General features: G+C 72.6%; 17 protein-coding genes and 1 riboswitch. Of the genes, 9 read left to right on the top strand and 8 right to left on the bottom strand.

The features are described from left to right. Positions 1 to 71 precede the first annotated feature (71 nt). The 7 genes from ABD841_RS34335 to ABD841_RS34365 all read right to left on the bottom strand — a co-directional run bounded on the left by ABD841_RS34335 (position 72) and on the right by ABD841_RS34365 (position 7,843). Positions 72 to 1,193, bottom strand: coding sequence for a class I SAM-dependent methyltransferase (locus ABD841_RS34335; RefSeq protein ID WP_344980500.1), 1,122 nt, complete (start codon positions 1,191 to 1,193; stop codon positions 72 to 74). Between the two features lie 110 nt (positions 1,194 to 1,303). Beyond that, positions 1,304 to 2,323, bottom strand: a complete 1,020-nt coding sequence (locus tag ABD841_RS34340) for a lysylphosphatidylglycerol synthase domain-containing protein (RefSeq protein WP_344980502.1) — start codon at positions 2,321 to 2,323, stop codon at positions 1,304 to 1,306. After that, a complete protein-coding gene (locus tag ABD841_RS34345; RefSeq protein ID WP_344980504.1) occupies positions 2,320 to 3,324 on the bottom strand; it encodes a glycosyltransferase in 1,005 nt (334 codons plus the stop codon). Before ABD841_RS34345 ends, ABD841_RS34340 begins: the two co-directional genes overlap by 4 nt. 3 nt (positions 3,325 to 3,327) lie before the next feature. Continuing rightward, positions 3,328 to 4,389 carry a glycosyltransferase family 2 protein gene (locus ABD841_RS34350; RefSeq protein WP_344980506.1) on the bottom strand — a complete coding sequence of 354 codons (1,062 nt, stop codon included), beginning with the start codon at positions 4,387 to 4,389 and terminating at the stop codon, positions 3,328 to 3,330. Then, positions 4,386 to 5,369 carry a UbiA prenyltransferase family protein gene (locus ABD841_RS34355; RefSeq protein ID WP_344980508.1) on the bottom strand — a complete coding sequence of 328 codons (984 nt, stop codon included), beginning with the start codon at positions 5,367 to 5,369 and terminating at the stop codon, positions 4,386 to 4,388. Before ABD841_RS34355 ends, ABD841_RS34350 begins: the two co-directional genes overlap by 4 nt. A gap of 18 nt (positions 5,370 to 5,387) precedes the next feature. Next, positions 5,388 to 6,422: an NAD-dependent epimerase/dehydratase family protein gene (locus ABD841_RS34360; protein WP_344980510.1), complete on the bottom strand. Its 1,035-nt coding sequence runs from the start codon at positions 6,420 to 6,422 to the stop codon at positions 5,388 to 5,390. Beyond that, entirely contained in the window at positions 6,404 to 7,843 is a 1,440-nt protein-coding gene (locus tag ABD841_RS34365) for an aspartate aminotransferase family protein (RefSeq protein ID WP_344980512.1), read from the bottom strand. Before ABD841_RS34365 ends, ABD841_RS34360 begins: the two co-directional genes overlap by 19 nt. A gap of 573 nt (positions 7,844 to 8,416) precedes the next feature. Between ABD841_RS34365 and ABD841_RS34370 the strand changes: the two genes are divergently transcribed. Continuing rightward, positions 8,417 to 11,212 (top strand): AfsR/SARP family transcriptional regulator, encoded by a 2,796-nt coding sequence (locus ABD841_RS34370; protein WP_344980514.1) that lies wholly within the window; start codon positions 8,417 to 8,419, stop codon positions 11,210 to 11,212. Between the two features lie 336 nt (positions 11,213 to 11,548). Next, positions 11,549 to 11,686: riboswitch (cyclic di-AMP (ydaO/yuaA leader) on the top strand. Position 11,687: 1 nt separating this feature from the next. Further along, positions 11,688 to 12,662 (top strand): VldE C-terminal domain-containing protein, encoded by a 975-nt coding sequence (locus tag ABD841_RS34375; protein WP_344980516.1) that lies wholly within the window; start codon positions 11,688 to 11,690, stop codon positions 12,660 to 12,662. 35 nt (positions 12,663 to 12,697) lie between these two features. On the opposite strand, the gene ABD841_RS34380 is transcribed toward ABD841_RS34375, so the two are convergent. Next, complete coding sequence (locus tag ABD841_RS34380; protein ID WP_344980518.1) at positions 12,698 to 13,162, bottom strand: Lrp/AsnC family transcriptional regulator; 465 nt, start codon at positions 13,160 to 13,162, stop codon at positions 12,698 to 12,700. 112 nt (positions 13,163 to 13,274) lie between these two features. Here ABD841_RS34380 and ABD841_RS34385 point away from each other — a divergent pair, with 112 nt between their 5' ends. The 7 genes from ABD841_RS34385 (at position 13,275) to ABD841_RS34415 (ending at position 21,222) form a co-directional block, all read left to right on the top strand. Then, entirely contained in the window at positions 13,275 to 14,330 is a 1,056-nt protein-coding gene (locus tag ABD841_RS34385) for a Glu/Leu/Phe/Val dehydrogenase family protein (RefSeq protein ID WP_344980520.1), read from the top strand. A gap of 154 nt (positions 14,331 to 14,484) precedes the next feature. Continuing rightward, positions 14,485 to 14,877 carry a hypothetical protein gene (locus ABD841_RS34390; protein WP_344980522.1) on the top strand — a complete coding sequence of 131 codons (393 nt, stop codon included), beginning with the start codon at positions 14,485 to 14,487 and terminating at the stop codon, positions 14,875 to 14,877. A gap of 982 nt (positions 14,878 to 15,859) precedes the next feature. Beyond that, on the top strand, positions 15,860 to 17,299 hold the full coding sequence (locus ABD841_RS34395; RefSeq protein WP_344980524.1) for a DegT/DnrJ/EryC1/StrS family aminotransferase: 1,440 nt from the start codon (positions 15,860 to 15,862) through the stop codon (positions 17,297 to 17,299). Next, positions 17,296 to 18,462, top strand: a complete 1,167-nt coding sequence (locus ABD841_RS34400) for an MFS transporter (RefSeq protein WP_344980526.1) — start codon at positions 17,296 to 17,298, stop codon at positions 18,460 to 18,462. The genes ABD841_RS34395 and ABD841_RS34400 overlap by 4 nt, the downstream gene beginning before the upstream one ends. Positions 18,463 to 18,476: 14 nt before the next feature. Then, positions 18,477 to 19,454, top strand: a complete 978-nt coding sequence (locus ABD841_RS34405) for a sulfotransferase (protein ID WP_344980529.1) — start codon at positions 18,477 to 18,479, stop codon at positions 19,452 to 19,454. A gap of 25 nt (positions 19,455 to 19,479) precedes the next feature. After that, entirely contained in the window at positions 19,480 to 20,307 is an 828-nt protein-coding gene (locus ABD841_RS34410; protein ID WP_344980531.1) for an SDR family NAD(P)-dependent oxidoreductase, read from the top strand. A gap of 54 nt (positions 20,308 to 20,361) precedes the next feature. Then, positions 20,362 to 21,222, top strand: a complete 861-nt coding sequence (locus ABD841_RS34415) for a methyltransferase domain-containing protein (protein WP_344980533.1) — start codon at positions 20,362 to 20,364, stop codon at positions 21,220 to 21,222. The last annotated feature ends 2 nt before the right edge of the window (positions 21,223 to 21,224 follow it).

Genomic DNA, 21,224 nt, shown 5'->3' on the forward strand with positions numbered 1-21,224 from the left:
CGGGCCGGCCCCCGCCGGGGCCCCGGCCACGTGTACGGGGTCGGGTGTGCGTACGGGGTCGGGCGCGCCGGTCATGCCGCGCTTCCGCCCGTGCCGGACGCCCCGCCGGGGGCCTCGCCGGGCGCCTGGCCGGGTGCCCCGCCGGGGGCCTCGCCGGGCGCCCCGTCGGGTCCGGCCGGCGCCGGGGCCCGGTCGCGGATCCGCAACCAGAACGAGGCCGGGAGGTAGGTCTCGGTGAGCGAGACGCGCCGCCACAGCGGCTCCACCAGGCCGCGCAGGCGCTCGTCGCCGTCGATGAACGCGTTCGGCAGTTCCACGTCGAACCGGGCCGGGTCGGCGAGCAGGAAGGCGGCGAGCAGGTACTGCTCGGAGTAGTGCCGCCAGCGCCACTCGGGCGGGTAGTCACGGGGGAGCAGGACGTCGTGGAGCTGCACCAGGACACCCGGCCGCAGGCGCGGCAGGATCTCGAAGAAGAAGACGGTCACGTCCGACCCCATGAAGACCCGGTGCGACCCGTCGAGGAAGACGATGTCACCGGCCTCCAGGTCGGCGAAGACCTCCGGGTCGACGCGTTCCAGCGGGCTGCGGATCGACGCGTCGCACAGCGCGTCGACGTGCGCGCGCGGCGCCGGGTCGATCGAGGTGATGTGCGTGCGCAGCCCGTGGTCGTCGACGGCGCGCCGGGCGAACTTCGTCGAGTTGCCCGAGCCGATCTCGACGTACCGCCGCGGGGCGGACTCGACGAGGAAGCCGTACAGCGCGAGCGCGTCCAGGGGCGGCAGCCAGCCGTTGTCCCAGTACGGCGTGGTGCCGTCCGGGCGGTCCCGCACCGGGATGGCCGTGAGGTCGGCGTCCGGGGCGAGGAAACGGGCGAGCCGGTCCGCGTAGCGGGCACGGCCGCGCTCCAGCAGCGCGGCGATCTCCGGGTGGTCCGGCTTCCCGTAGCCGAACCTGGGCTCCGGGCGTACGGGATGATCGATGAAGATCGGCCGGCGCAGGCCGAGCGCGGACAGGACCGTGCCGTGCACGGCCGGGTGCCGCTCCAGCCACGCGAACGGCCGGTCGGCGAAGGGCAGCGCGGCGAGCGCCCGCAGGACGGCACCGGTCACCGGCCCCGCGGGGACCTGCCGGACGAGGTGGCGGAGCTGCCCGGGACGCGGAGCGAGCGGTACGGGGCTGCTGTGCGATGTCATGGCGGTGAGGCTCCTTCGGCCCGTCGGTCGTGAAGGTCGTGAAGGTCGTGAAGGTCGTGAAGATCCGTGAAGATCCGTGAAGATCCGTGAGGGGGAGTCGGGAAGGTTCGTCAGGGAGGGCCGGGGACGTTCGTGAGGGGAGAGGCGCGGGGGCGCCGCCGGCCGGTCCAGGCGAGCGCCCCCAGGGCGGCGGCCGTGGACACCGCGTCGCCCACGGTGATCAGCACCCGGCTCAGGGCCACCAGCGTGACCAGGTCGGGGCCGGTCAGCAGGGTGGCGACGGTGAGGCCGAGGACGGCCTCGCGCACGCCCAGGCCGGACGGCATCACCAGGGTGAGGACCCCCGCCATGGTCGACAGCGCGAAACCGCCCACGCCCACCGTCACGGCCCCGGACGGGGACGCGCCGAGCGCGACCGCGAGCACCGTGACGTGCGCGCCGCTGATCAGCCAGCCGGCCGCCATCACCCCGGTCACCGCGAGCAGGGTGCGCCGTCCGGGCAGGGTGGGGGGCCGCTCGCCGCGCCGCAGGATCCGCTGGGCCAGGCCGAGCAGCCCACCGAGCAGCCGGGGCGCGGCCAGCGGGACGAGCGCGGCGGCCAGCACCGGCAGGAGCAGCCACCAGATCGGGTCGGCGGCCACCAGCCGGGGCAGCGCGACGAGCCCGACCGCGAGCCCCGCGACCACCGCCAGCCCCTGGCTGGCCACGAAGGCCCCGGCCAGCCTGGCCGGGGGCTCGCCGAGCGGCCGGGCCAGCGCGGCGTGCGCCACCGCCGGCCAGACGCCGCCGGGCAGGTAGCGGGTGAGCCCGGCGAGGAAGAAGACCCGGACCGCGTCCGGCAGGGGCAGGCGGCTGCCCAGCCCGGCCAGCAGCATGCGCCAGCCGAGGAACCCGGGCACCCCGCCGACGGCCGCCAGCGCCCCGGCGAGCAGGGCGTTCCCCCAGCCCACCAGCCGCAGGCTCTCGCCCACCCCGTGGCGTACGCGCCAGAGCTGGTAGCCGAGGAACCCGAGCACGAGCAGGTAGGCGACCGCGCGCAGGCCGGCGAGCACCTTCCGGCGACCTGTCCGCCCTCCGGTCCGGCGGCCCGTCCGCCCCCCGGCCGGGCGGGTGCCGTCCGCCGCCGTCACGCGGGCGCCTTGGCGTACAGGCGGCGGAACGACCGCGACGTCAGCCACTGGACGATCCCGACGCCGGCCCCGGCGGCGATGGTCAGGTTGGTGAGGAAGTGCATGCCGACGAAGAACAGGCCGAAGGCCGGGTTCCGGGTGGCGAACACGAACCGGTACATCCGCCGGTCGACGCCCAGGAAGGCGGCGAACATCAGGGCCGGCACCACCGTCCACGCGGCGCCGGCCAGCGGCACGGGCAGGGTCGCGACCGTCAGCGCGGCGGCCAGGCTCGCCGCCGACTCCGGCGAGCCGACCACGCCCGCGGCGTACCGGCGCTGCAGGAAGAAGGGCACGTGCAGGCGGGTGCGGGTGAAGACCTTCCGCAGCGCGACGCGCACCGTGGCGTCGTCGTCGTGGCGTCCCCGCACGGCCGAGGTGAGCCGCACCTCGTACCGGTCGGTGAGCCGCTCGCCCACGTCGGCGCCCTCCGTCTGCAGGAGCGCGGGGTTCCACGGCCCGACCTCCGCCCAGACGGCCGCGGGGATGGCGATGATGGCGACGGGCAGGAATCCCGTGATCGGGCCCTCCGCGACCCGGTACCAGTAGTGGCGGTAGAGGGTGCGGTACTCCTTGACCAGGCTGTCGCGGTTCAGCGGGACGGGCTCGTAGTTGCCGCAGACCGCGCCGATCCGGGGATCGGAGGAGAGCAGAGCCACGGCCGAGGCGACCGCGTCGGGGGCGAGCGCGACGTCGGAGTCGAGGAAGAAGAGCACGTCACCTCGCGCGTGCGCCGCGCCGAGGTTGCGCGCGACGCTCACCCCGCTGTTGCGCGGCGTGCTGATCACTCGCACTCCCAGCGACCGGGCGACCCGCACGGAGTCGTCGGTGCTGCAGTCGTCCACGCAGATGATCTCCAGCGGGGAGTACGTCTGCGCCTTGACCGCGTTCAGGCACTGCGCGAGCACGTGCCCGTAGTTGTAGTTGGGGACGATGACCGAGACGAGCGGCGCGGAGGCCATGGTTCACCAGCCTTTCGAGGGATCGACCGGGCGCCGGCGGGTGGCCGCGCGGCGCGACGGCCCGAAGGAGGAGTCGATCGCGGCCCGCGCCCACCCCACGGCGGCTCCCGCGAGGAGCGCGGCGTGCACGAGGAAGTGCACCGCGACGAAGAAGGCGAGGAAGCGCGGGCCCTTCTCCCGCAGGACGAAGCGCGCCAGCGCCGGGTCGGAGACCGCGAACAGGACGAGGGACGCCGCCGGCAGCGGCAGCGCGGGCGGCCAGGCCAGGCCGAGCGGGAGGGCGGCCAGGGTCAGCGCGGCGGCGAGCGCGCCGGTCAGGCGGTTGACCTTCAGGGCGCCCCGGCGCAACCGGTTCCGCGCGGAGAACCGCAGGAGCTGCGCGCGCCGGTACTGCTCGGCGAGCAGCGGCAGGAGCCGGTCGGCCTCGTCGTGACGGCCGGCGACGTCGCCGGTGAGCCGGATGCGGTACCGCGCCAGCAGGCGTTCGCTGTACTCGTCGTCCTCGGCGCTGCGCAGGTTCTCGTCGAACGGCCCCACGTCGTCGAACACCGCCCGGGGGACGGCGGCCAGGGCGAAGACCGCGGTCGCCGTCAGACCCGCTCCCCGGGTGAGGGCGTGGTGCAGGTGCAGCGTCCGGTAGGTCTCCACGGGGCCGTCGTCGACGAGCGGCTCCTTGGCGTAGACGCCGTAGACGCAGCCGCACCCGGGGTCCTCGCGCAGCAGCCGCACGGCGTTGCCCACCGCGTCGGGGGCCAGGCCGACGTCGGAGTCGAGGAAGAACAGGATCTCGCCGCGGCTCGACGCCACCCCGGTGTTGCGGGCCGCCGACACCCCCCGGTTGCGCGGGTGCCGGACCAGTGTGCAGGGGAACCCGCCCGCGATCTCCCGGGAGCGGTCCGTGCCGGCGTCGTCGACGACGATCACCTCCAGATCGCGGTAGGTCTGCGCGAGCACCGACTCCAGGCAGGCTCGCAGTGTCTTCTCGGAGTTGTGGGCCGGGACGATTACCGACACCAGGGGGGACGGCCGGGACATGCTGCCGCCTTTCACGTCGTCGGGGTTCATCGCAGGATCACGTCGGCCAGCGCCGGGTGGCGGGCGAGCAGGAACGTCCCGCCGAGCACGATCGCCAGCGCCACACCCGTGACGGCGAGGCCGCGGTCCCGCAGCACCCCCCGCACCGGGTCGCCGCCGCCGCCCTCGACGAGCACCACCTGCAGGTAGCGGAAGAGGGCGAAGAGCGCCAGAGGCGTGGCCAGCAGCATCGCCACCTGGCCGTAGGGCCCGAAGGGCGCCTCGGTGCGCAGGTAGATCAGGCCGGAGACCGCGGTGAGCACGCAGGTGAGCTGGAGCATCTGGTCGGCCAGCCCCACCGAGTAGCCGCGCAGCGCGGGCCGGTGCGCGGACCCGGTCTCCAGCAGTTCCTGGCGGCGCTTGCCGATGACCAGCAGCAGCGAGAGCGAGAACACCGTGACCAGCAGCCAGCCGGAGACCGGTTCCCCGATCGCCAGGTACCCCTGGACGACGCGCAGCGCGAAGCCCAGCGCGACGGCGCCCACGTCGATCAGGGGGATGTGCTTCAGCGCGCGGCTGTAGGCCACGTTGAGCGCCAGGTACGCCAGCACGGGCCAGTACGGCCGGCCCGGACCGCAGCCGATCACCACGCCGAGCAGGGCCAGCAGGCCCGCGCAGTAGAGGTACCCGGCCCGGACCGACACGCGGCCGGCGGCGATGGGCCGGCGGCGCTTGGCGGGGTGGTCCCGGTCGCGCTCCCGGTCGGCGATGTCGTTGCCGACGTACACGCAGGCGCCGGCCAGGACGAACCCGGCGGCGGCCCAGGCCACCCGGCCGAGCGCCGGGAGGTTCCAGGCGTTCGCGTCGGCGAGCGCGACGGGCACGAGGAGAAGGCTCTTCACCGAGTGCAGGGGGCGGACCAGGGCGACCAGATCGGCGAACATCCCCGGGCGGCCGTCCGCCGCTCCGTCCGCCGGCGGCTCGGGCCGCCACGCCACCCCCGGGGAGCCGGGAGGCTCGATGACATGCATGTGCACCTCCGGCCGGGGTCAGAAGAAGACTTTCGCCAGTGACAGCGCGCCCTGCCGCCACGCGTCGCGGCTGGTCCGGCCGGCGCGCGCGGGGGGCCCGCCGTTCTCCCGCCACCAGGCGTAGGTGCGCAGGATCGCGTCCCGGTTGGAGAGCCGGGGCTCGAAGCCCAGCCGCTCGCGTGCTCTGTCGATGCTGACGTAGGAGTCCGCGAGCAGCTTGAACAGGAGCCGCTCGTACACCGGCGAGAGCCCCGTCCTCCCCAGGAGCCGCAGGACGGCGAGGCTCGGCCCGGCGGGCAGCGAGACCACCCGCCTGCCGTGGCCGGCCGCGTCGAGCACCGCCTGGAAGTCCTCGCGCAGGGTGGCGAACGAGGCGGCGGCGATGTTGAACGTGTCGCCGGCCGCCTCCGCGGGCGCGTGCAGCGCGCGCAGGATCGCGTCGACCAGGTCGTCGATCGCCAGCATCTGGATGCGCGCGTCGCCGCGTCCCAGGATCGGGAAGTGGCGGCCCTCCTCGGCCCACTCGAAGAGCATCGCGAACAGGCCCATGCGGCCCGGCCCGAGGAACGTCTTCGGGCGCAGGATCGGCACGCACAGCCCTTCCGCCCGGAACTTCTCCGCCACCTCCTCCGCCGCGGCCTTGGCCCGGCCGTAGGCGTCGACCGGCTCCCGCGGGTGGTCCTCCGGCGTGGGGACCAGCTCCGGCAGGCCGTACACGGCCGTGGACGAGATGTGGACGACGCGCGGCACGCCGGCCCGGTGACCGGCCCGCAGCACGCTGCGGGTGCCCTCCACGATCACGTCGCGTATCTCGTCGGCCGGGTAGCTCGGCAGCGCCGCGGCGCAGTGCACCACCGCGTCGGCCCCCGCCACCAGCTCGGTCATCAGCGCGGTGTCGCGGACGTCCCCGGCGGCGTGCCGCGCCCGCGGGCACCGGTCGGGCCGTGGGCGCAGGTCCACGCCCAGGACGTCGTACCCCGTGTCCGCCAGGCGCCGGACCAGGCCGTCCCCCAGCATCCCGGCACTGCCCGTGACTACGACCCGGACGGCCATCGCGGCGCCACCTTCTCCCGGACGAATCTGGTCAGCAGCCGGGGCAGGCCCTGGGCCAGCGTCGCGCCGAGGCTGTCGAGGAAGTACTCGACGTCCGCCGGCTCGACGACCAGCGGCGGCGCGGCCACCAGCGGGTTGTCGCCGTTCAGCGTGTAGTAGGTGTAGACGCCGTGGTCGCGGTAGAGCGCGTCGACGACGGAGCAGGTGATCAGCTTGACGCGGAAGTTCGGGTCCCGGGCGAGGCCCCCGGGTGCGAGCTTCGCGGCGAGGTCGAGGATCCTCGGCCCTCCGTCCAGGAAGATCCCGTACAGCGCGCCCGCGCCCCGCACGCCGGCCACCGTGTCCGGGTTCTCCTTGCGGATCCGTTCCAGGCCCGGCGCCAGGATCCGCTCGATCTCGCGTGCCCGCCCCGGGTAGTCGTCCTCGACGGCGATGTTCACCGCCTCGATCGCGGTGGCGGTCTCCTCGCCGAACCCGTAGTACGTCGTGCTGGTGCTGTGCAGCAGGGAGTCGGCGAGGTTGTCGTAGGCCTTGCGGAACACCGGTTCCCTGGCGATGTACGCGGAGATCGAGGATTTGCCGCCGCCGAACGACTTCGACGTGGTGAGGACGTCCGGGACGAGCCCGGGATGGCGCATGAAGTAGAAGAGGCTCCCGGTTTTGCCCCATCCCGTGTAGATCTCGTCGAAGATCAGCACGATCCCGTGGGCGTCGCAGAGCTCCCGCACCCCGCGCAGGAACTCCTCGGAGCAGGAGCGCATGGTCGAGGCGCTGAACGGCTCGACGAGGAGCGCGTACACGTCGCAGCCGCCGTCGCGGGTGCGCGCCGCGGCGATCGCGGAGCGTACGGCGTCGAGGTCGCCGTAGGGGTAGGTGATCACTCCGGGGATCTCCGGGAAGCGGAAACGCTCGTTCCCGCCGGTGAGGCCGCCGGAGCCCAGCAGTTTTCCGTGGAAAGCGATGTCGGCGCGCAGGATCCGCCGCCGCCGCCCGCCATGGTATTTGTAGGCCAGCTTGACCGCGCCCTCGACCGCCTCCGCCCCGGAATTGGGGAAAAACGAGATGTCGAGGTCGCCGGGGAGTAACCGGGCGAGGTTGTGACCGAGCGCCGCGACATATGGCGAGAAATAGGTCTTGTGGACCTCCATCTTTTTTGCTTCCTGGAAGCGTTTCCGGGCGGCGAGGATACGGGGGTGGTTATGGCCGTGGTTGAGGACGCCGACTCCGCCCGTGAAGTCGAGGATCCGCCGGCCGCCGCGGGTCCGGATCCAGGCGCCCTCGGCGTGGTCGACGAGCTCCCGGCCGAAACCGAAGGACGTCATGAGCGACACCTGGCTGCGGCTGACATGTCTCCGGTACAGATCGTGGACGTCCTTCGCGGTAAGCCGTTCGCACTCGTCGAGGCTGATCAGTTCGGACACGCGCACTCTCCCTTCCGCGTCGTCGAAAGCCCCGGTCCGGGCTCTCGCGGGCCCGGTCCGGAACCCGGTCGCCTCGACGATGCGGCCCGGCCGTCAAGGACGGGTAAGGGCGCGGCTTGACACAGGGGCCACGCGCGTCCTTCCGCCCCGGGACCAGGGAAGATCGTCTGCCGGGGGAGGGGCGGGAGCCCGGCGCGCCCCCTCGGCGGGGCCGGCGGGGCGGCCGGAGCCGGACGGCGGTGGCGGGTGGCGGCGACGGGGGCGGCCGATGCCGTCTCAGTATCCGAGAACGCCGCCGGCCCGGCGTCGACGGCGGCCCGAAACGGGGGAACGCGTCACGGCCGGCCGGGGGAAAGCGGCTGCGGGCGCCGGTCGTTATGGGCGCCGGCCGGGGAAAGCGGCCGTGGGTCCCGGTCGTTATGGGCGCAGGCCCGGCCGCGGCGGTCATTTGTAAAGGCGCCGGGAGGCCGCGTCCCGTATTGACGGGAAGGTATATCCAAGGCGTCTGACATGAAGTCCGAAACCTATATCGATGGGGAGGCATATGTAAAAAATGTGTGATATTTCCGGTCCATGTGGTTTCGTGTCCTCGGCACGCTTGAAGTCCGCTCCGGCAGCCACCGGCTGATCCGGATCGGCGCGGCCAAGCAGCGCACCCTGCTCGCGGTCCTGTTACTGAACGTCAACCGGCCCGTCCACGCCGACCGGCTGGTCGACGCGCTCTGGCCGCAGCGGCCACCGCGCACCGCGGCGGTCGCGCTGCGCACCTACGTGTCCGCGCTCCGGCAGGTTCTGGGACTCGCCGACCGGGCGGACCCGCCGCTGCTGTCCACCGTGCCCGGCGGCTACCAGCTGCACATCTCCCCGTCCCACCTCGACCTGCTGACCTTCGAGGAACTCGCGGCCCAGGGGCGGCAGGCGCTGACCGACGGCCGGCCGGGGCTGGCGGCCGAACGGCTACGGCGGGCGCTCGGGCTCTGGCGCGGCCGCCCGTTCGAGGACGTCCCGCTGGACCCGCGGCTCGGGACGGAGCTGATCCGCCTGGAAGAGCGCAGGCTCGCCGCGCAGGAGACCTGGATCGACTCCCAGCTCGCCCTCGGCCACCACGGTGACCTGCTCGCCGAGCTGGGGGCCCTGGTGGCCGAGCAGCCGCTGCGGGAGCGATTACAGGCGCAGTGGATGCTCGCCCTGTACCGCTCGGGCCGCCAGGCGGAGGCGCTGCGCGCGTACCGGGACCTGCGCCGGCAACTGGTCCAGGAGCTCGGCGTCGAGCCGAGCCCGCCGCTGCAGCGGCTGCACCGCCAGATCCTGGCCGGACACGCCGACCTCACCCCGCCGGCGGGCGCGACCGGCGCGACCGGCGCCCAGCCCGGCGCGCCGGTGGTGCCCAGGCAGCTTCCCCGGGACATCGGAGGCTTCATCGGCAGGGCGGCGGAGCTGGCGCGCCTGAGCGCGCTCGCGCACCCGGGGGAGCGCTCCGGGGCACCGGTGATCGGCACCATCGACGGCATGGCCGCGGTCGGGAAGACCGCGCTCGCCGTGCACGCCGCGCACCGGCTGGCCGACCGGTTCGCCGACGGGCAGCTCTTCATCGATCTGCACGGGTTCACGCAGGGGATGCCCCCGGTCGACCCGGCCGACGCCCTCGGCCGGATGCTGGGCGCCCTGGGCGTGCCCGGCGAGCAGATCCCTCCCGATCTCGACGCCCGCGCCGCCCTGTACCGCACCCGGCTGGCCGGTCGGCGCGTGCTGATCCTGCTGGACAACGCGGCCGAGGAGAGCCAGGTCCGGCCCCTGCTGCCCGGCGCTCCCGGCTGCCTGACCCTGATCACCAGCCGCAGGCGGCTGGCCGGCCTGGAAGACGTCCGGCGGCTCTCCCTGGACGTCCTCCCGCGCGACGAGGCGCTCGCCCTGTTCACCCGCACCGCAGGGGAGCGGCGCCTCGCCGGCCAGCCGGCCGGGCCGCTCACCGAGATCGTCGAGCTGTGCGGCCGCCTGCCGCTGGCGATCCGCGTCGCCGCCGCCCGCCTGCGGAGCCGGCCCGGCTGGACGCCGGCGCACCTGGCCGACCGGCTCCGCGACCGCCAGCACCGCCTCGGCGAGCTCGAAGTCGACCGGCTCAGCGTCACGACCGCCATGGACCTGTCGTACCACCGCCTCGGCTCGGACCTACAGGGCATGTACCGGCTGCTCGGCCTGCACCCGGGGCCCGACATCGAGCGGCACGCGGCCGCGGCCCTCGCCGGCACCACCCTCCAGCACGCCGACCGGCTCCTCGACGACCTGGTCGACGCCCACCTGCTGCAGGAGCCGGTCTCGGGCCGGTACCGCTTCCACGACCTGCTGCGCGCGCACGCCACCGCCACCCTGGCCGACGAGGACACCGAGATCGACCGGCGCACCGCCCTGACCCGGCTGTTCGACCACTACGTCTCCGCCGTCCCGGCCGCCGCGGAGCCGGCCCACCCCGGTGCGGCCGACCACGTCCCCCGCGTCCGGAGGCCGGTCGGCCCGGTGCCGCTTCCCGGCGGCCCGGCCCGCGGGGCGGAGTGGCTGGACGCCGAGTTGGCCAACCTGCTCGCCGCCGCCGCGCACGCCGCCGGGCACGGCTGGCCCGTCCACGCCCGCCGCCTCGCGGTGGTTCTCCAGCGCCACCTGCACACCCGCGCTCACCACGCCCGCGTCCCGCATGCCGCCCTCGCCCCCGTCGGCGCCGACCGCGATCGCGAGCTCGCCGCACTGTGCGGCCTCGGAGACGTCCATCTCGCGCAGGGGCGGTCCGGCGAGGCCGCCGAGTGCTTCGAGCAGGCCCTGGAGATCGCGCGAGCCGTCATCGGCCGCGGTGGCGGGCCTGACGCGCCCCGCGCGCACGCCCGGCCGGCCCCGGGCCGGTCCGCCGAGTACTCCGACTACCCCGACTACCCCGCGTATTCCGAGTACTCCGACTACCCCGACTACCCCGCGTATTCCGAGTACTCCGAGTACGCGCTGGAGATCGCACGCGCCACCGGTGACCGCGACGGTGAGCTCCGCGCGCTGACCGGCCTCGGCTTCGTCCACCTCCTCCGGGGCGAGTACCGGACCGCCGCCGACCACTACCGGCGCGCGCTGAAGATCGCCCGCCGGGTCGGAGACCGCGGCGCCCAGTTCGAGGGGCTGTACGGCCTCGCCCGCGCCCACCAGGCCACCGGTCACCCCGCCAAAGCGCTCGTCTACCACCAGGCCGCCCTCGACATCGCCCGGGATTCCGGTCATCCCGCCGACCAGGCGCGCTCCCAGCCCGGCCCGCGCGCTCCGCGCGTGCGCAACGCGTCCACGAGCCGCCCCCGCCCGCGGGCGACCCTGCCGGGACGCTCGGAGTGGTTCTGAGCGGGCCGGGACGGACGGAGCCCTGCCCTCGCGTCCCCCCTCCGCGCGCCCGTCCGGGTGCTCGTGTGTCCCGGCGCCCCGCGCTCCCGTCCGGGTCTCATGTGTCCCGGTGCCCCGCGAGCCTGTCCGGGCACTCATGCGTTCCGGCGCTCTCCGCGCGCTCGCCCGGAGCTCTGTCCGGAGGTCCCACGCCCGCCGGAGGCGGACCGTGACACCGACACGTGTTGTCCCTTTTGTGTCGGTCTGTAGTCAATAGCGAGTCGATCGGTGTTTTGTGCCTGATTGGGTTCACATGACCGGCTATTTACTACTAAGCTCCGTTCTGCCTCGGCTGTACCAGCCGACATGCCTAATCCCAGGCGCCTCGCCCGGGAACCGGGGACCCACCGCACCCGGGGTGAATCCACTTCCGTGGACGGGCTTCCTCCAGCCCGAACCCGTCAGCTAACCCGGTCGGCAGATGAGAGGAAGACACGTGACAGCCACGTCCCCCACGTTCCGCCGTCATGCGACCGTCGTGGTCGGCGCCTTCGCCGCCGTCGCGCTCGCGCTGGGTCCCGCAGAGGCGGGGCTCGCAGCCCCCAAGCCGACCGAGAGCGAGCTCCGTGCCGATCTGGCCGAGCTCGGCAAGAAGGCCGACACGCTGGGCCGCGCCTACCGGGCCAAGCGCGAGTCGCTCAAGAAAGCGCAGAAGGCCGAAGCCGCAGCGAAGGAGAGCCTGCGGAAGGCCGAGGAGGCCTACGCCGAAGCCAGGAACCAGGTCGTCTCCGCCGCGCTGGTCCGTTACCAGAGCAGCGCGGGAACCCTGCCCTCCGTCCTGCTCACCCTCGGCCTGAGCGGCGCCGCGGTGACGGAGCAGCTCACCGTCCTGGAGGTCGCCCAGCTGCGGGGCTTCGCCGCCGGCCTCCACGGCAGCAAGCAGGCCGTGGAGAAGGCCACCCGTCTCGCCGACGAGATCGAGGCGGAGGTCGAGGAGCTCGGGAGCCGGCGCGCGGAGACCCGGGAGGCGATCGGCGACCTCAAAGGCAGGCTCGACCGGCTCGTCCCCACCGGCTCGGGCCGCCGCGCCGACGGCACCTGGGCCCCCCAGCAGCCCACCGGCACCGACAACATCACCGACCGGACCCGCACCATGCGCGACACCATCAAGAAGCGCTTCGACCTCCCGTACGAGGTCGGCTGCTACCGCTCGGGCAACGACGGTGGCGAGCACCCCCTGGGCCGCGCCTGCGACTTCATGATGAGCAGCGGCGGCGCGATGCCCACGGCGGCCAACCTCAAACTCGGCGACGAGATCGCCGCCTGGACCCTGGAGAACAGGGACAAGCTCGGCGTCAAGTACGTGATCTGGCGCCAGCGCATCAACCACGGCTCCGGCTGGCGCGCCATGGAGGACCGGGGGAGCATCACCCAGAACCACTACGACCACGTGCACATCTCGATGCACTGATAAAGGGACGAATAGCATCCCGCCCAGGAGTGGATCTAAGAGGGTTCGGGGAGGCGGGTGGGGGCGGTGTTGCTGACTTGCTGGAAGATCACCGATGTGCGGAATCCAGTGACCTCCCGGCGCTTGCTGAGTCGGTCGGTGAGGAAAGAGTGCAGGCTGTCAAGATCTTGAACGGCGACGTGGAGGACGAAGTCGTCGCCTCCGGAAAGCACAAATACGCTGAGGACCTGGGGAAGTCCGCCGGCGAAGTCCTGGAAGGCGTCGATGACGCTGCGGCTCAGCGGGCGAATCTGAACCGACACCAGGGCCTGGACCCGGCGGTTGAGCGCGGCGGGGTCGATATCCGCGTGGTAGCCGCGGATGACGCCTCGCCGGGTAAGCGCGCGGACGCGTTCCAGGCAGGTCGAGGGTGCCACGCCGAGCTTTCGGGCGAGCTCCCGGTTGGACTGCCGCGCATCTGTTTGGAGAAGCCGCACAATTTCCGAATCAAGTTCATCCACGACCAGGATGTTACTGGCTCTTCCGGTCAATCGTTCGGTAAACCCTCTCAGAGCACGGCAGATGCCGGGCAGAACGGTTACCGTCGACTGACTACGCGAGAAGGGAAAGCCCATGCTGGACCACGAAAAAATCCTCATCCGGCGGGGCCCGCGCTCAGATCTACCAGTGATCCTCGCCCTTCACTCCACGGCACTGGGCCCGGCCGCGGGAGGGCTCCGGCTCTGGCACTACCCCGATTGGCGCGATGGCCTTACCGACGCTCTTCGCCTGTCGGCCGCGATGACACTCAAGTTCGCGGTGGCCGGGCTGACCAGCGGCGGCGGAAAGACCGTCGTGGCCCTGCCACAAGGCACCCGGCTGGATTCGGCCCGGCGCCGGGACGTCATGTACGACGTCGCCGACATGATCGACTCGATGGACGGGAGCTACGCGGTCGGCCCGGATGTGGGGACGGCCCCAGCCGACATGGCGGTGATCGGGGAGGTCACCCCGCACGTGTTCTGCAAGCCGGAAGACCTGGGCGGAAGCGGCGACTCGTCCCCGCACACCGCGCAAGGGACGCTCGCCGCGCTGCGCGCCCTCAGCCGACGCCTGTACGGCGACGCGAACCTCGAAGGCCGCCGCATGGCACTGATCGGCCTGGGTCACGTCGGGGAACACCTCGCCCGTCTGCTGGCCGCCGAGGGAGTCGAACTAACCGTCACCGACATCGACACCTCCAAGATGGAGATCGCCGAGGATCTCGGCGCCGCCTGGCGCAGCCCCGACGAGATCGTCACCGCAGACGTCGACGTTCTGATCCCCGCCGCGCTCGGCGGCGTGCTGACCACGCAGGTCGTGGGGGATCTGCGCTGCCGTGCCGTGGTCGGGCCGGCGAACAACCAGCTGGCCACCCCCGAGGTCGCCGAACTGCTGCATCAGCGGAGCATTGTCTGGATCCCGGACTACGTGGCGAGTGCGGGTGGTGCCATCAACGCGATAACCACGGAGCTGTACGAATTCGGCGCCGACCAAGCCCGCGCCCGGGTCAACGCCATCGAAGGCACCGTTACCGCTCTCCTGGAGACCGCCGATGATCTCGGTGTAACCCCCGATCAAGCGGCACACGAGATGGCGCAGCGCCGTATCCGCGCGGCCGTTCCCGAAAGCCTCTCGCATCCGCACTGAGGCATGAAGCGCCTCCTGCCGGGGACTCTACGGTCATCGGTGTGCGCCGTGAGGCGTTGTGATTCGAGTCCGGGCGGGGCGCGGCGCGCCTTCGCTCTGCTCTACCCGCTCCATGCGCGTTCGAGCAGAGGTGAACTGCGAGGGGTGCGGCCGGATGGCTCCCGCAGTGGTCGTCCCGGGCGGCCGCACCGCCACTGAGCGCCGGGCCTGCTCCGCCGGCGCATCCTGCTCGTGCAGATCGCTGACCGTCACCAGTGTCACGTTCCTTCCGGCGGCGACGGGCGTCGTGGCAGCACCCGCGCAGATCGTCGAGCCGTTCATCGCCGTGTCGATCGTCGTCGTGGCGCTCGCCGACCTCCTCGGCCGCGGCGAAGGGATCCGGCAGGTGGCGCCTGCCGATCGTCTTCGCCGTGATCCGCTCGGCCGGACGGGGATACCGGAAAGCGGAGGCGGGCCATCCCCGTTTCATTCCCGGCGCCGACGCCGGACGGCTACGGCGGAAAAGCAACGCGGAATAAGCGCCGGAAAACCGATGGTTTCCCGGTGATTTCGGCGGGCCCGTCCGGCGGCGCGGGAGAATGGAAATACCGGAGTATTCCGAATTCCGGTGACGCGGGCCGGGTTCCCGGTGGAACGCCCATGTCGCAACCGCGCGGGGCGGAGAACCCGCGTCGCGGGACGGGGTGAGAGAGAATGCGAACGCCGTGCGCGTGGCGGGTTTCCGGTGAATCCCGTACGCGACGTCCCGTACGCGCTTGGCGCCATTCCCGCCGGCGGCGGAGCCGTCCCCGCCGCGATGGATTCCGCGGCCGAGCGGCGGCCGGCGAATCCCGGCGAATGGTCGTTCCTCTCGGCCTCCCGCGGAACGGACCGCCCGCGTCCGCGGGGCCGGGCCGCCGTCCCCGCGCAGGCGGAGCCACGCGGGGCTGACTGGTCGCTCCACCGGCGGCGGGACGGCCGCGGGCGTCCGGAAGGGCAGGTCCCGCCTCCGCGGCCCGGAGCCAACCGCCCGGCCGGGGAAACTCATAAAGCGCGCTAAACCCACCTGAAAACCAGGGAAATTCCATTAGCCCGGGGGGAACATTGACGGCCGCCGCACCTATGCCGGATTGGTCGGTCGCGCGATGTGCTCGGCAATCGGAAAGGCGCAGGTAGTGGCGGGCAGGTTGTGGCGGCGGCCGATCGCTGGCATCTTCCTGCCATTTCACCCTATTGACACCCCTGTAGCGCTCAGAGAGCATGCAGGAGATTTTCATTGGCTCCCAGCATGATCAGAAAGCCCTCCAGCCCCATGGAATGGGCACTCCGGGACAGTTGACCTTCCGCAACTTCCCGGACGATTATCGCGCCGTTTCCGGCGCGCTCGCAGAACGGGCGCGGACAGGGAGGTGCCGTGTTGTCGTGGATCTGCCCGCCGTATGGATCCGCCCGCCGTGTCCCGCCGTCGCCGCGGCGGTGACCACGCCCGCGCGAGTGCCGTCGACGAGAAAAACCACCAGCCAGTAACGCCGGCAACAAGGAGCTCAACGGTGAGCAACAAGAAGGAGGGTCTGGCGCCGGAACAACTGTCGCGGGGAACCGAGGACGCCGACGACGTGAGGCTTGCCGTCCACGGCGGCAGCCCCGTCCGGCGCACGCCTTGGCCGACCTACGACAAGGGGGCCGTCTTCGTCCACCCCGAGGACGAGGAGGCGGCGTTGCGCGCCATCCGCAGCCATCTCTATTTCCGCTACGACTACCGGGCCCAGCAGGAGACCGAGTGCGGCAAGTTCGAGGAGGAACTGTGCCGCTACTTCGGAAGCAGGCACGCGCTGGCGGTGTCGAGCGGCACCACCGCGCTCGCGCTCGCCATCATGGCGGCCGGGATCCCGCCGGGCTCCCTGATCGCCTGTCCCGGCTTCACCTTCGTCGCCACGCCCAGCGCCATCGTGCTCGCCGGATGCACGCCCCTCCTGGTGGAGGTGGACGAGAACCTGCACCTGGACCTGGAGGATCTCCGCCGCCGCTGGACGCCCGAGATCAAGGCGATCCTGGTGGTCCACATGCGCGGCTTCGCCGCCGACATGGAGGCGTTGACGCGCTTCGCCGCCGAGATGGGCGTCCCGGTGTTCGAGGACGCCGTCCCCGCCCTCGGCGCCGAGCTGAACGGCCGCAAGCTCGGGACCTTCGGCCTCGCGGGCGCCTTCAGCACCCAGTCGGACAAGTCGCTCAACTGTGGCGAAGGCGGTTTCCTGGTCACGGACGACAGCGTGCTGTTCGCCCGCGCCGTCGTGCTCTCCGGCGCCTACGAGGGGCGCTTCCGCCGGCACTTCCCGGACGGGGACCCGCCGATCGCCACCGACCTCGACCTGCCGCTGCTCAGCTTCCGCATGGACGAGATCCGCGCGGCCCTGCTCCGTGCCGAGATGGAGCGGCTCCCGATCCGCCTGGAACGCTTCCGGAGCAACTACGCCTACGTGGCCGCGGCGCTCTCGGACCTCACCGGGATCGCGATCCGGCAGCCGGTGGCACCCGGCGCCTACCTCGGTGAGGCGTTCATCTTCCGCGTCCCGGGCGGGGACGCGAAATGGTTCGCCCGCGCGCTCTGCTGCGAGGGCATCGACGCGCGCAACCTCGGCTCCGACGAGGACGAGAACGTGCGGGTCTTCTGGAACTGGCGGTTCATGTTCGCCACCGAGGACGTCACGGAGATCAAGGCGCTGCTCCCGGACACCACGCGGTACCTGGAGCAGGCGGTCGACATCCCCCTGTCCTCCAGCCTTTCGACGGAGGACTGCGACCATCTGATCACGGCGGTCCGCAAGGTGGCGGGCGCCGCCGGACCGCGCCGGAGCCCGCCGGAGCCGCCGCAGGTCGCTTCCGGCAACGACCGCAGGTACGCGCTCGGCGGCCGGGGCGCCGGCCTCCTGCACGGCCCGGCGCCGGCCGCGGAGGCCGCCGACACCGTCCGGGTCAGGCAGCAGCGATGAGCGCACCCGCGGGGAAGAGCGCGATCCCACGCCGCGCCCTCGTCGGGATCTTCGGGGGGCTCTTCTGCGGTTACGTGGGCCTCACCGCGGCGATCCCGGTACTGCCGGGCTTCGTCCGGGAAAGCTACGGCGCCACCGACTTCGCCGTCGGCCTGGTGGTCATGGCGACGGCGCTCACGGCGTTGCTCGTCCGGCCCGTCTCCGGCCACCTGGCGGACCGGTACGGGCACCGCCTCATCATGCAGACGGGCGCGCTGATCGTCGCCGCCGGCGGCGCGCTCTACTTCCTGCCGCTCGGCCTGACCGGCCTCGTCGCCCTCCGCCTGCTGCTCGGCGTCGGCGAGGCGTCGCTCTTCACCGCGGGCGCGGTGTGGACCGTGTCGCTCGCGCCGCACAACCGCCGCGGACAGCTGATCGGGCTCTACGGCGTCAGCATGTGGGGCGGGATCTCGGTGGGGACCTTCCTGGGCGCGACGCTGCTGCCCTTCGGCTACGGCGCGGTGTGGGGCTTCAGCGTCGCCGCCGCGCTCGCCGGTCTCGTACTGATCAGCGTGGCCCCCGTGCTCCCGCGCGCCGGGCAGCCGAGCGGCGGGCACGGCCTGCTCGTACGCCCGGCGCTGCTGCCGGGGGCGGCGCTCGCGCTCGCCTCCGCCGGATACGCCGGCCTCGCCGCCTTCGTCGTCCTCCACCTGCAGACCCGCGGCATCGACTCGGGCGTCGTCGTGCTCAGCGGCTTCAGCGCCGTCTACGGCGGCACGCGGCTGCTCATCGGCCACCTGCCGGATCGGCTCGGGCCGCGCCGGGTGGTCACCTGGTCCGGCCTCGGCGAGGCCGCCGGCCTTCTGATCATCGCCCTGGCGCCGAACCTCCCGGTCGCCCTGGTCGGCAGCCTGATCATGGGGGTCGGGTTCTCACTGCTGCACCCGTCGCTCGCCCTGATGGTGATGGACCGCACCGACGGCGCGCAGCAGGGAGCCGCGATCGGCGCCTACACCTCCTTCTGGGATCTGGGCCTGAGCATCTGGGGGCCGTTGATCGGAGCGGTCGCGGCCGGTCTCGGCTACCCCGCAGTGTTCGTCGCCGGCGCCGCCTGCGCGGCGGCGGCCGTGGCCGTGGCGCTCTGCGTCCGCCAGCCGGACGCGCAGTCGGCGACCGTGAGTTGAGTTGGGAGCACGCCATGGACGACGCATCGCCGCTCAAGATCCTCTGCATCACCGGCTGGTGCCGCAGCGGCAGCACCATCATCGGCAACGTCCTCAACGAGATCCCGGGGTTCTTCCACGTCGGGGAGCTGCACTTCCTGTGGAAGAACGCCGCGGGCAAGGGCGCGAACAACCTGTGCGGCTGCGGCGAGGCGCTGACCCGGTGCCCCGTCTGGTCGGAGATCCTCCCGATCGGCCGGCCCGCCGGGGTCTCGGCGGAGGAGCACGCCGACGCCGTCATACGCCGCCAGCTGGCCTGCGTCCGGACGCGGCACACCTGGCGCGTGCTCGACCGGGGGCTGCACTGCGACGAGATCCGCGAGCACGCCGCCCTGATGACGCGGACCTACCACGCCATCGCCGCGCGGATGGGCGCGCGCGTGATCGTGGACACGACGAAGATCCCGGGCGAGGCGGCCCTGCTGCCGCGTCTGGAAGGGGTGACGCCCTACTACGTCCATCTCGTGCGCGACCCCCGGGCGGTCGCCCAGTCGTGGAGCCGGCCCAAGGACTACTGCTACGTCATGCCGTCCAGGACGAGCACGGCCTACTGGCACGGCTTCAACCTGGCCTCGCAGGCCATCGTCCGGCGCTATCCGGAGCGCTCGCTCTTCCTGCGCTACGAGGAGTTCATCGCCGACCCGGCCGGCACGATCGACAGGCTGATGCGGCTCTGCGGCGCCGACCCCGCCGCGAACCCGATGCGGGGCCGGACGGTCGAGCTCCACACCAACCACACGGTCACCGGGAATCCGGATCGCTTCGCCACCGGCGTCACCACCATCCGGGACCGGGACGACTCCTGGAGGACGGCTCTTCCGGTGCCCGCCAGGCTGGCGGCGGTGACGCTGTCCTGGCCGCTCTTCCGGCGCTACGGCTACCGGCCCGGCGGCACGCTCCGCACCGGTTCGCGGCGGACCCGAGCCGCGGTGCCGTCGACCAAAGATCAGTAGAACCCGGGCGGCAAGGAGAGAACGGTTGGATCTGGGGCTCAGGAACAAGGTGGCGCTCGTCGCCGGCGGCTCGAGCGGCCTCGGCCTGGCCGCCGCCAGGGAACTGGCCGCGGAGGGCGCGCATGTCGCGATCGGCGCGCGCGACCCGGAACGGCTCGCGACGGCCGAACGCGGCCTCAAGGAGGTGGCGCGCGGCCGCGTCCACACCACGAGCGTCGACATCACCGACCGGGCGGCGACGCGCCGCTGGGTCGACGAGGTCGCCGCCGACTTCGGTGCGCTCCATGTCGTCCTCGTCAGCGGCGGCAGCCCGCCGACCGGCACGGCCTCGCAGTTCGAGCCGGCGGAGTACCGGGCGGCCGTCGACGGGGTGCTCCTCCCGGCGGTGGATCTGGCCCTCGCGGCGCTGCCGCACCTCAGGGCCGCGCGATGGGGCCGGCTGCTCTTCGTGGCCTCGGAGACGGCGAGCGTCCCCGTCCCCCAGCTGGCGCTCTCCGGCGTGACGCGCGCCGCCATCGTGCGTTTCGCCCAGTCCCTCGCCGCGGAACTCGGCCGTGACGGCATCACCGTCAACGTGCTGGCGCCCGGCACGACCCGTACCCCCCTGGTGGAGCGGGCGGCCGTGAAGCTGGCCGGGGGCGGAGACCCCGAAGCCCAGCTGAACGCCATGGGCGGGCACAGCGCCGTGGGCCGCATCGCCCGCCCGGACGAGTTCGCCGCCGTCGCGGCCTTTCTCGCAAGCGAACGGGCCTCCTTCGTCACCGGCGGGGTTCACCTGATCGACGGCGGCGCCGGCGTGATGGGGCCGGAACCGCCGCACCTCACGGCCGCGCGCAAGGACACCTACACGTGACAACCGCGGCGATCCCCGACGGAGGATCCCCGAGAGACAAGGAAGGAAGCTGCGATGCCGACGACCGGCCACGCCTACACCGAGAGAGACGTCGGAGACTTCTTCGACCAGACCCTCCAGACGTACCTGAGTTTCTGGGACGGTGACGGCGTCCTGCACACCGGCTACTTCACGGGCGAAGCCGACGACGACTACCTCGCGGCCGCCGAGCGCACGTCCGACATCCTGGCGGCGGAAGCGAAGATCGGCGACTCGTCCCGGGTGCTCGACGTGGGCTGCGGCTGCGGCAACTTCCTGATCTATCTCGCCAAGCGGTTCGGCTGCCGCGGCGAGGGGCTCGACCTGAGCAACGAGCGCATCAAGTTCGCCCGGGAGAAACTCGCCGAGGAGAACCGGAGCGGCCGGCTCGACATCGAGTTCCGCCACGGTTCGGCGACGCGGATGCCCTACGGGCCCGGCACCTTCAGCCACGTCGTCAGCCAGGACGCCCTCTGCCTCGTGCCGGACAAGCCGCGCAGCCACGCGGAGATCCATCGCGTCCTCGAACCCGGGGGCGTCTTCGCCTTCTCCGACTTCCTCCAGCCCAAGAAGGAGATCGGCGAGCGCGCCCGCAGGCACGTCTACGACCGGGTGAGGTGGAACGGCGGCTACTCGCTCGTCGGATACCAGTCGGCACTGGAACGGGCCGGGTTCGAGATCATCCTCGCCCGCAACCTCGAAAGCCACATCAGGCAGACCTACCAGGTGCTGGGGAAGACGGCGCGGGAACGCGCCGAGACGACCTCGGACCCCGCGGCCCGCGACTGGATGCTGGCCTTCTCCACGTCCTGCGCGGAGATCCAGACCGCCATCGACGACGGGGAGTTCGGCTGGGGAATCTTCGTCGCCCGCAAGCGGGACAGCGTCACGCCGTAACG

Origin of the sequence: Streptosporangium fragile, from assembly GCF_039534445.1 — a bacterium.
In the GTDB taxonomy this organism is placed as follows: domain Bacteria; phylum Actinomycetota; class Actinomycetes; order Streptosporangiales; family Streptosporangiaceae; genus Streptosporangium; species Streptosporangium fragile.

Bases quoted from the DNA above. Each gene is read 5' to 3' on its own strand.
- ABD841_RS34335 (WP_344980500.1), bottom strand. From the start codon at position 1,193: ATGACATCGCACAGCAGCCCCGTACCGCTCGCTCCGCGTCCCGGGCAG.
- ABD841_RS34345 (WP_344980504.1), bottom strand. From the start codon at position 3,324: ATGGCCTCCGCGCCGCTCGTCTCGGTCATCGTCCCCAACTACAACTAC.
- ABD841_RS34350 (WP_344980506.1), bottom strand. From the start codon at position 4,389: ATGAACCCCGACGACGTGAAAGGCGGCAGCATGTCCCGGCCGTCCCCC.
- ABD841_RS34355 (WP_344980508.1), bottom strand. From the start codon at position 5,369: ATGCATGTCATCGAGCCTCCCGGCTCCCCGGGGGTGGCGTGGCGGCCC.
- ABD841_RS34360 (WP_344980510.1), bottom strand. From the start codon at position 6,422: ATGGCCGTCCGGGTCGTAGTCACGGGCAGTGCCGGGATGCTGGGGGAC.
- ABD841_RS34370 (WP_344980514.1), top strand. From the start codon at position 8,417: ATGTGGTTTCGTGTCCTCGGCACGCTTGAAGTCCGCTCCGGCAGCCAC.
- ABD841_RS34385 (WP_344980520.1), top strand. From the start codon at position 13,275: ATGCTGGACCACGAAAAAATCCTCATCCGGCGGGGCCCGCGCTCAGAT.
- ABD841_RS34390 (WP_344980522.1), top strand. From the start codon at position 14,485: ATGGCTCCCGCAGTGGTCGTCCCGGGCGGCCGCACCGCCACTGAGCGC.
- ABD841_RS34400 (WP_344980526.1), top strand. From the start codon at position 17,296: ATGAGCGCACCCGCGGGGAAGAGCGCGATCCCACGCCGCGCCCTCGTC.
- ABD841_RS34405 (WP_344980529.1), top strand. From the start codon at position 18,477: ATGGACGACGCATCGCCGCTCAAGATCCTCTGCATCACCGGCTGGTGC.
- ABD841_RS34415 (WP_344980533.1), top strand. From the start codon at position 20,362: ATGCCGACGACCGGCCACGCCTACACCGAGAGAGACGTCGGAGACTTC.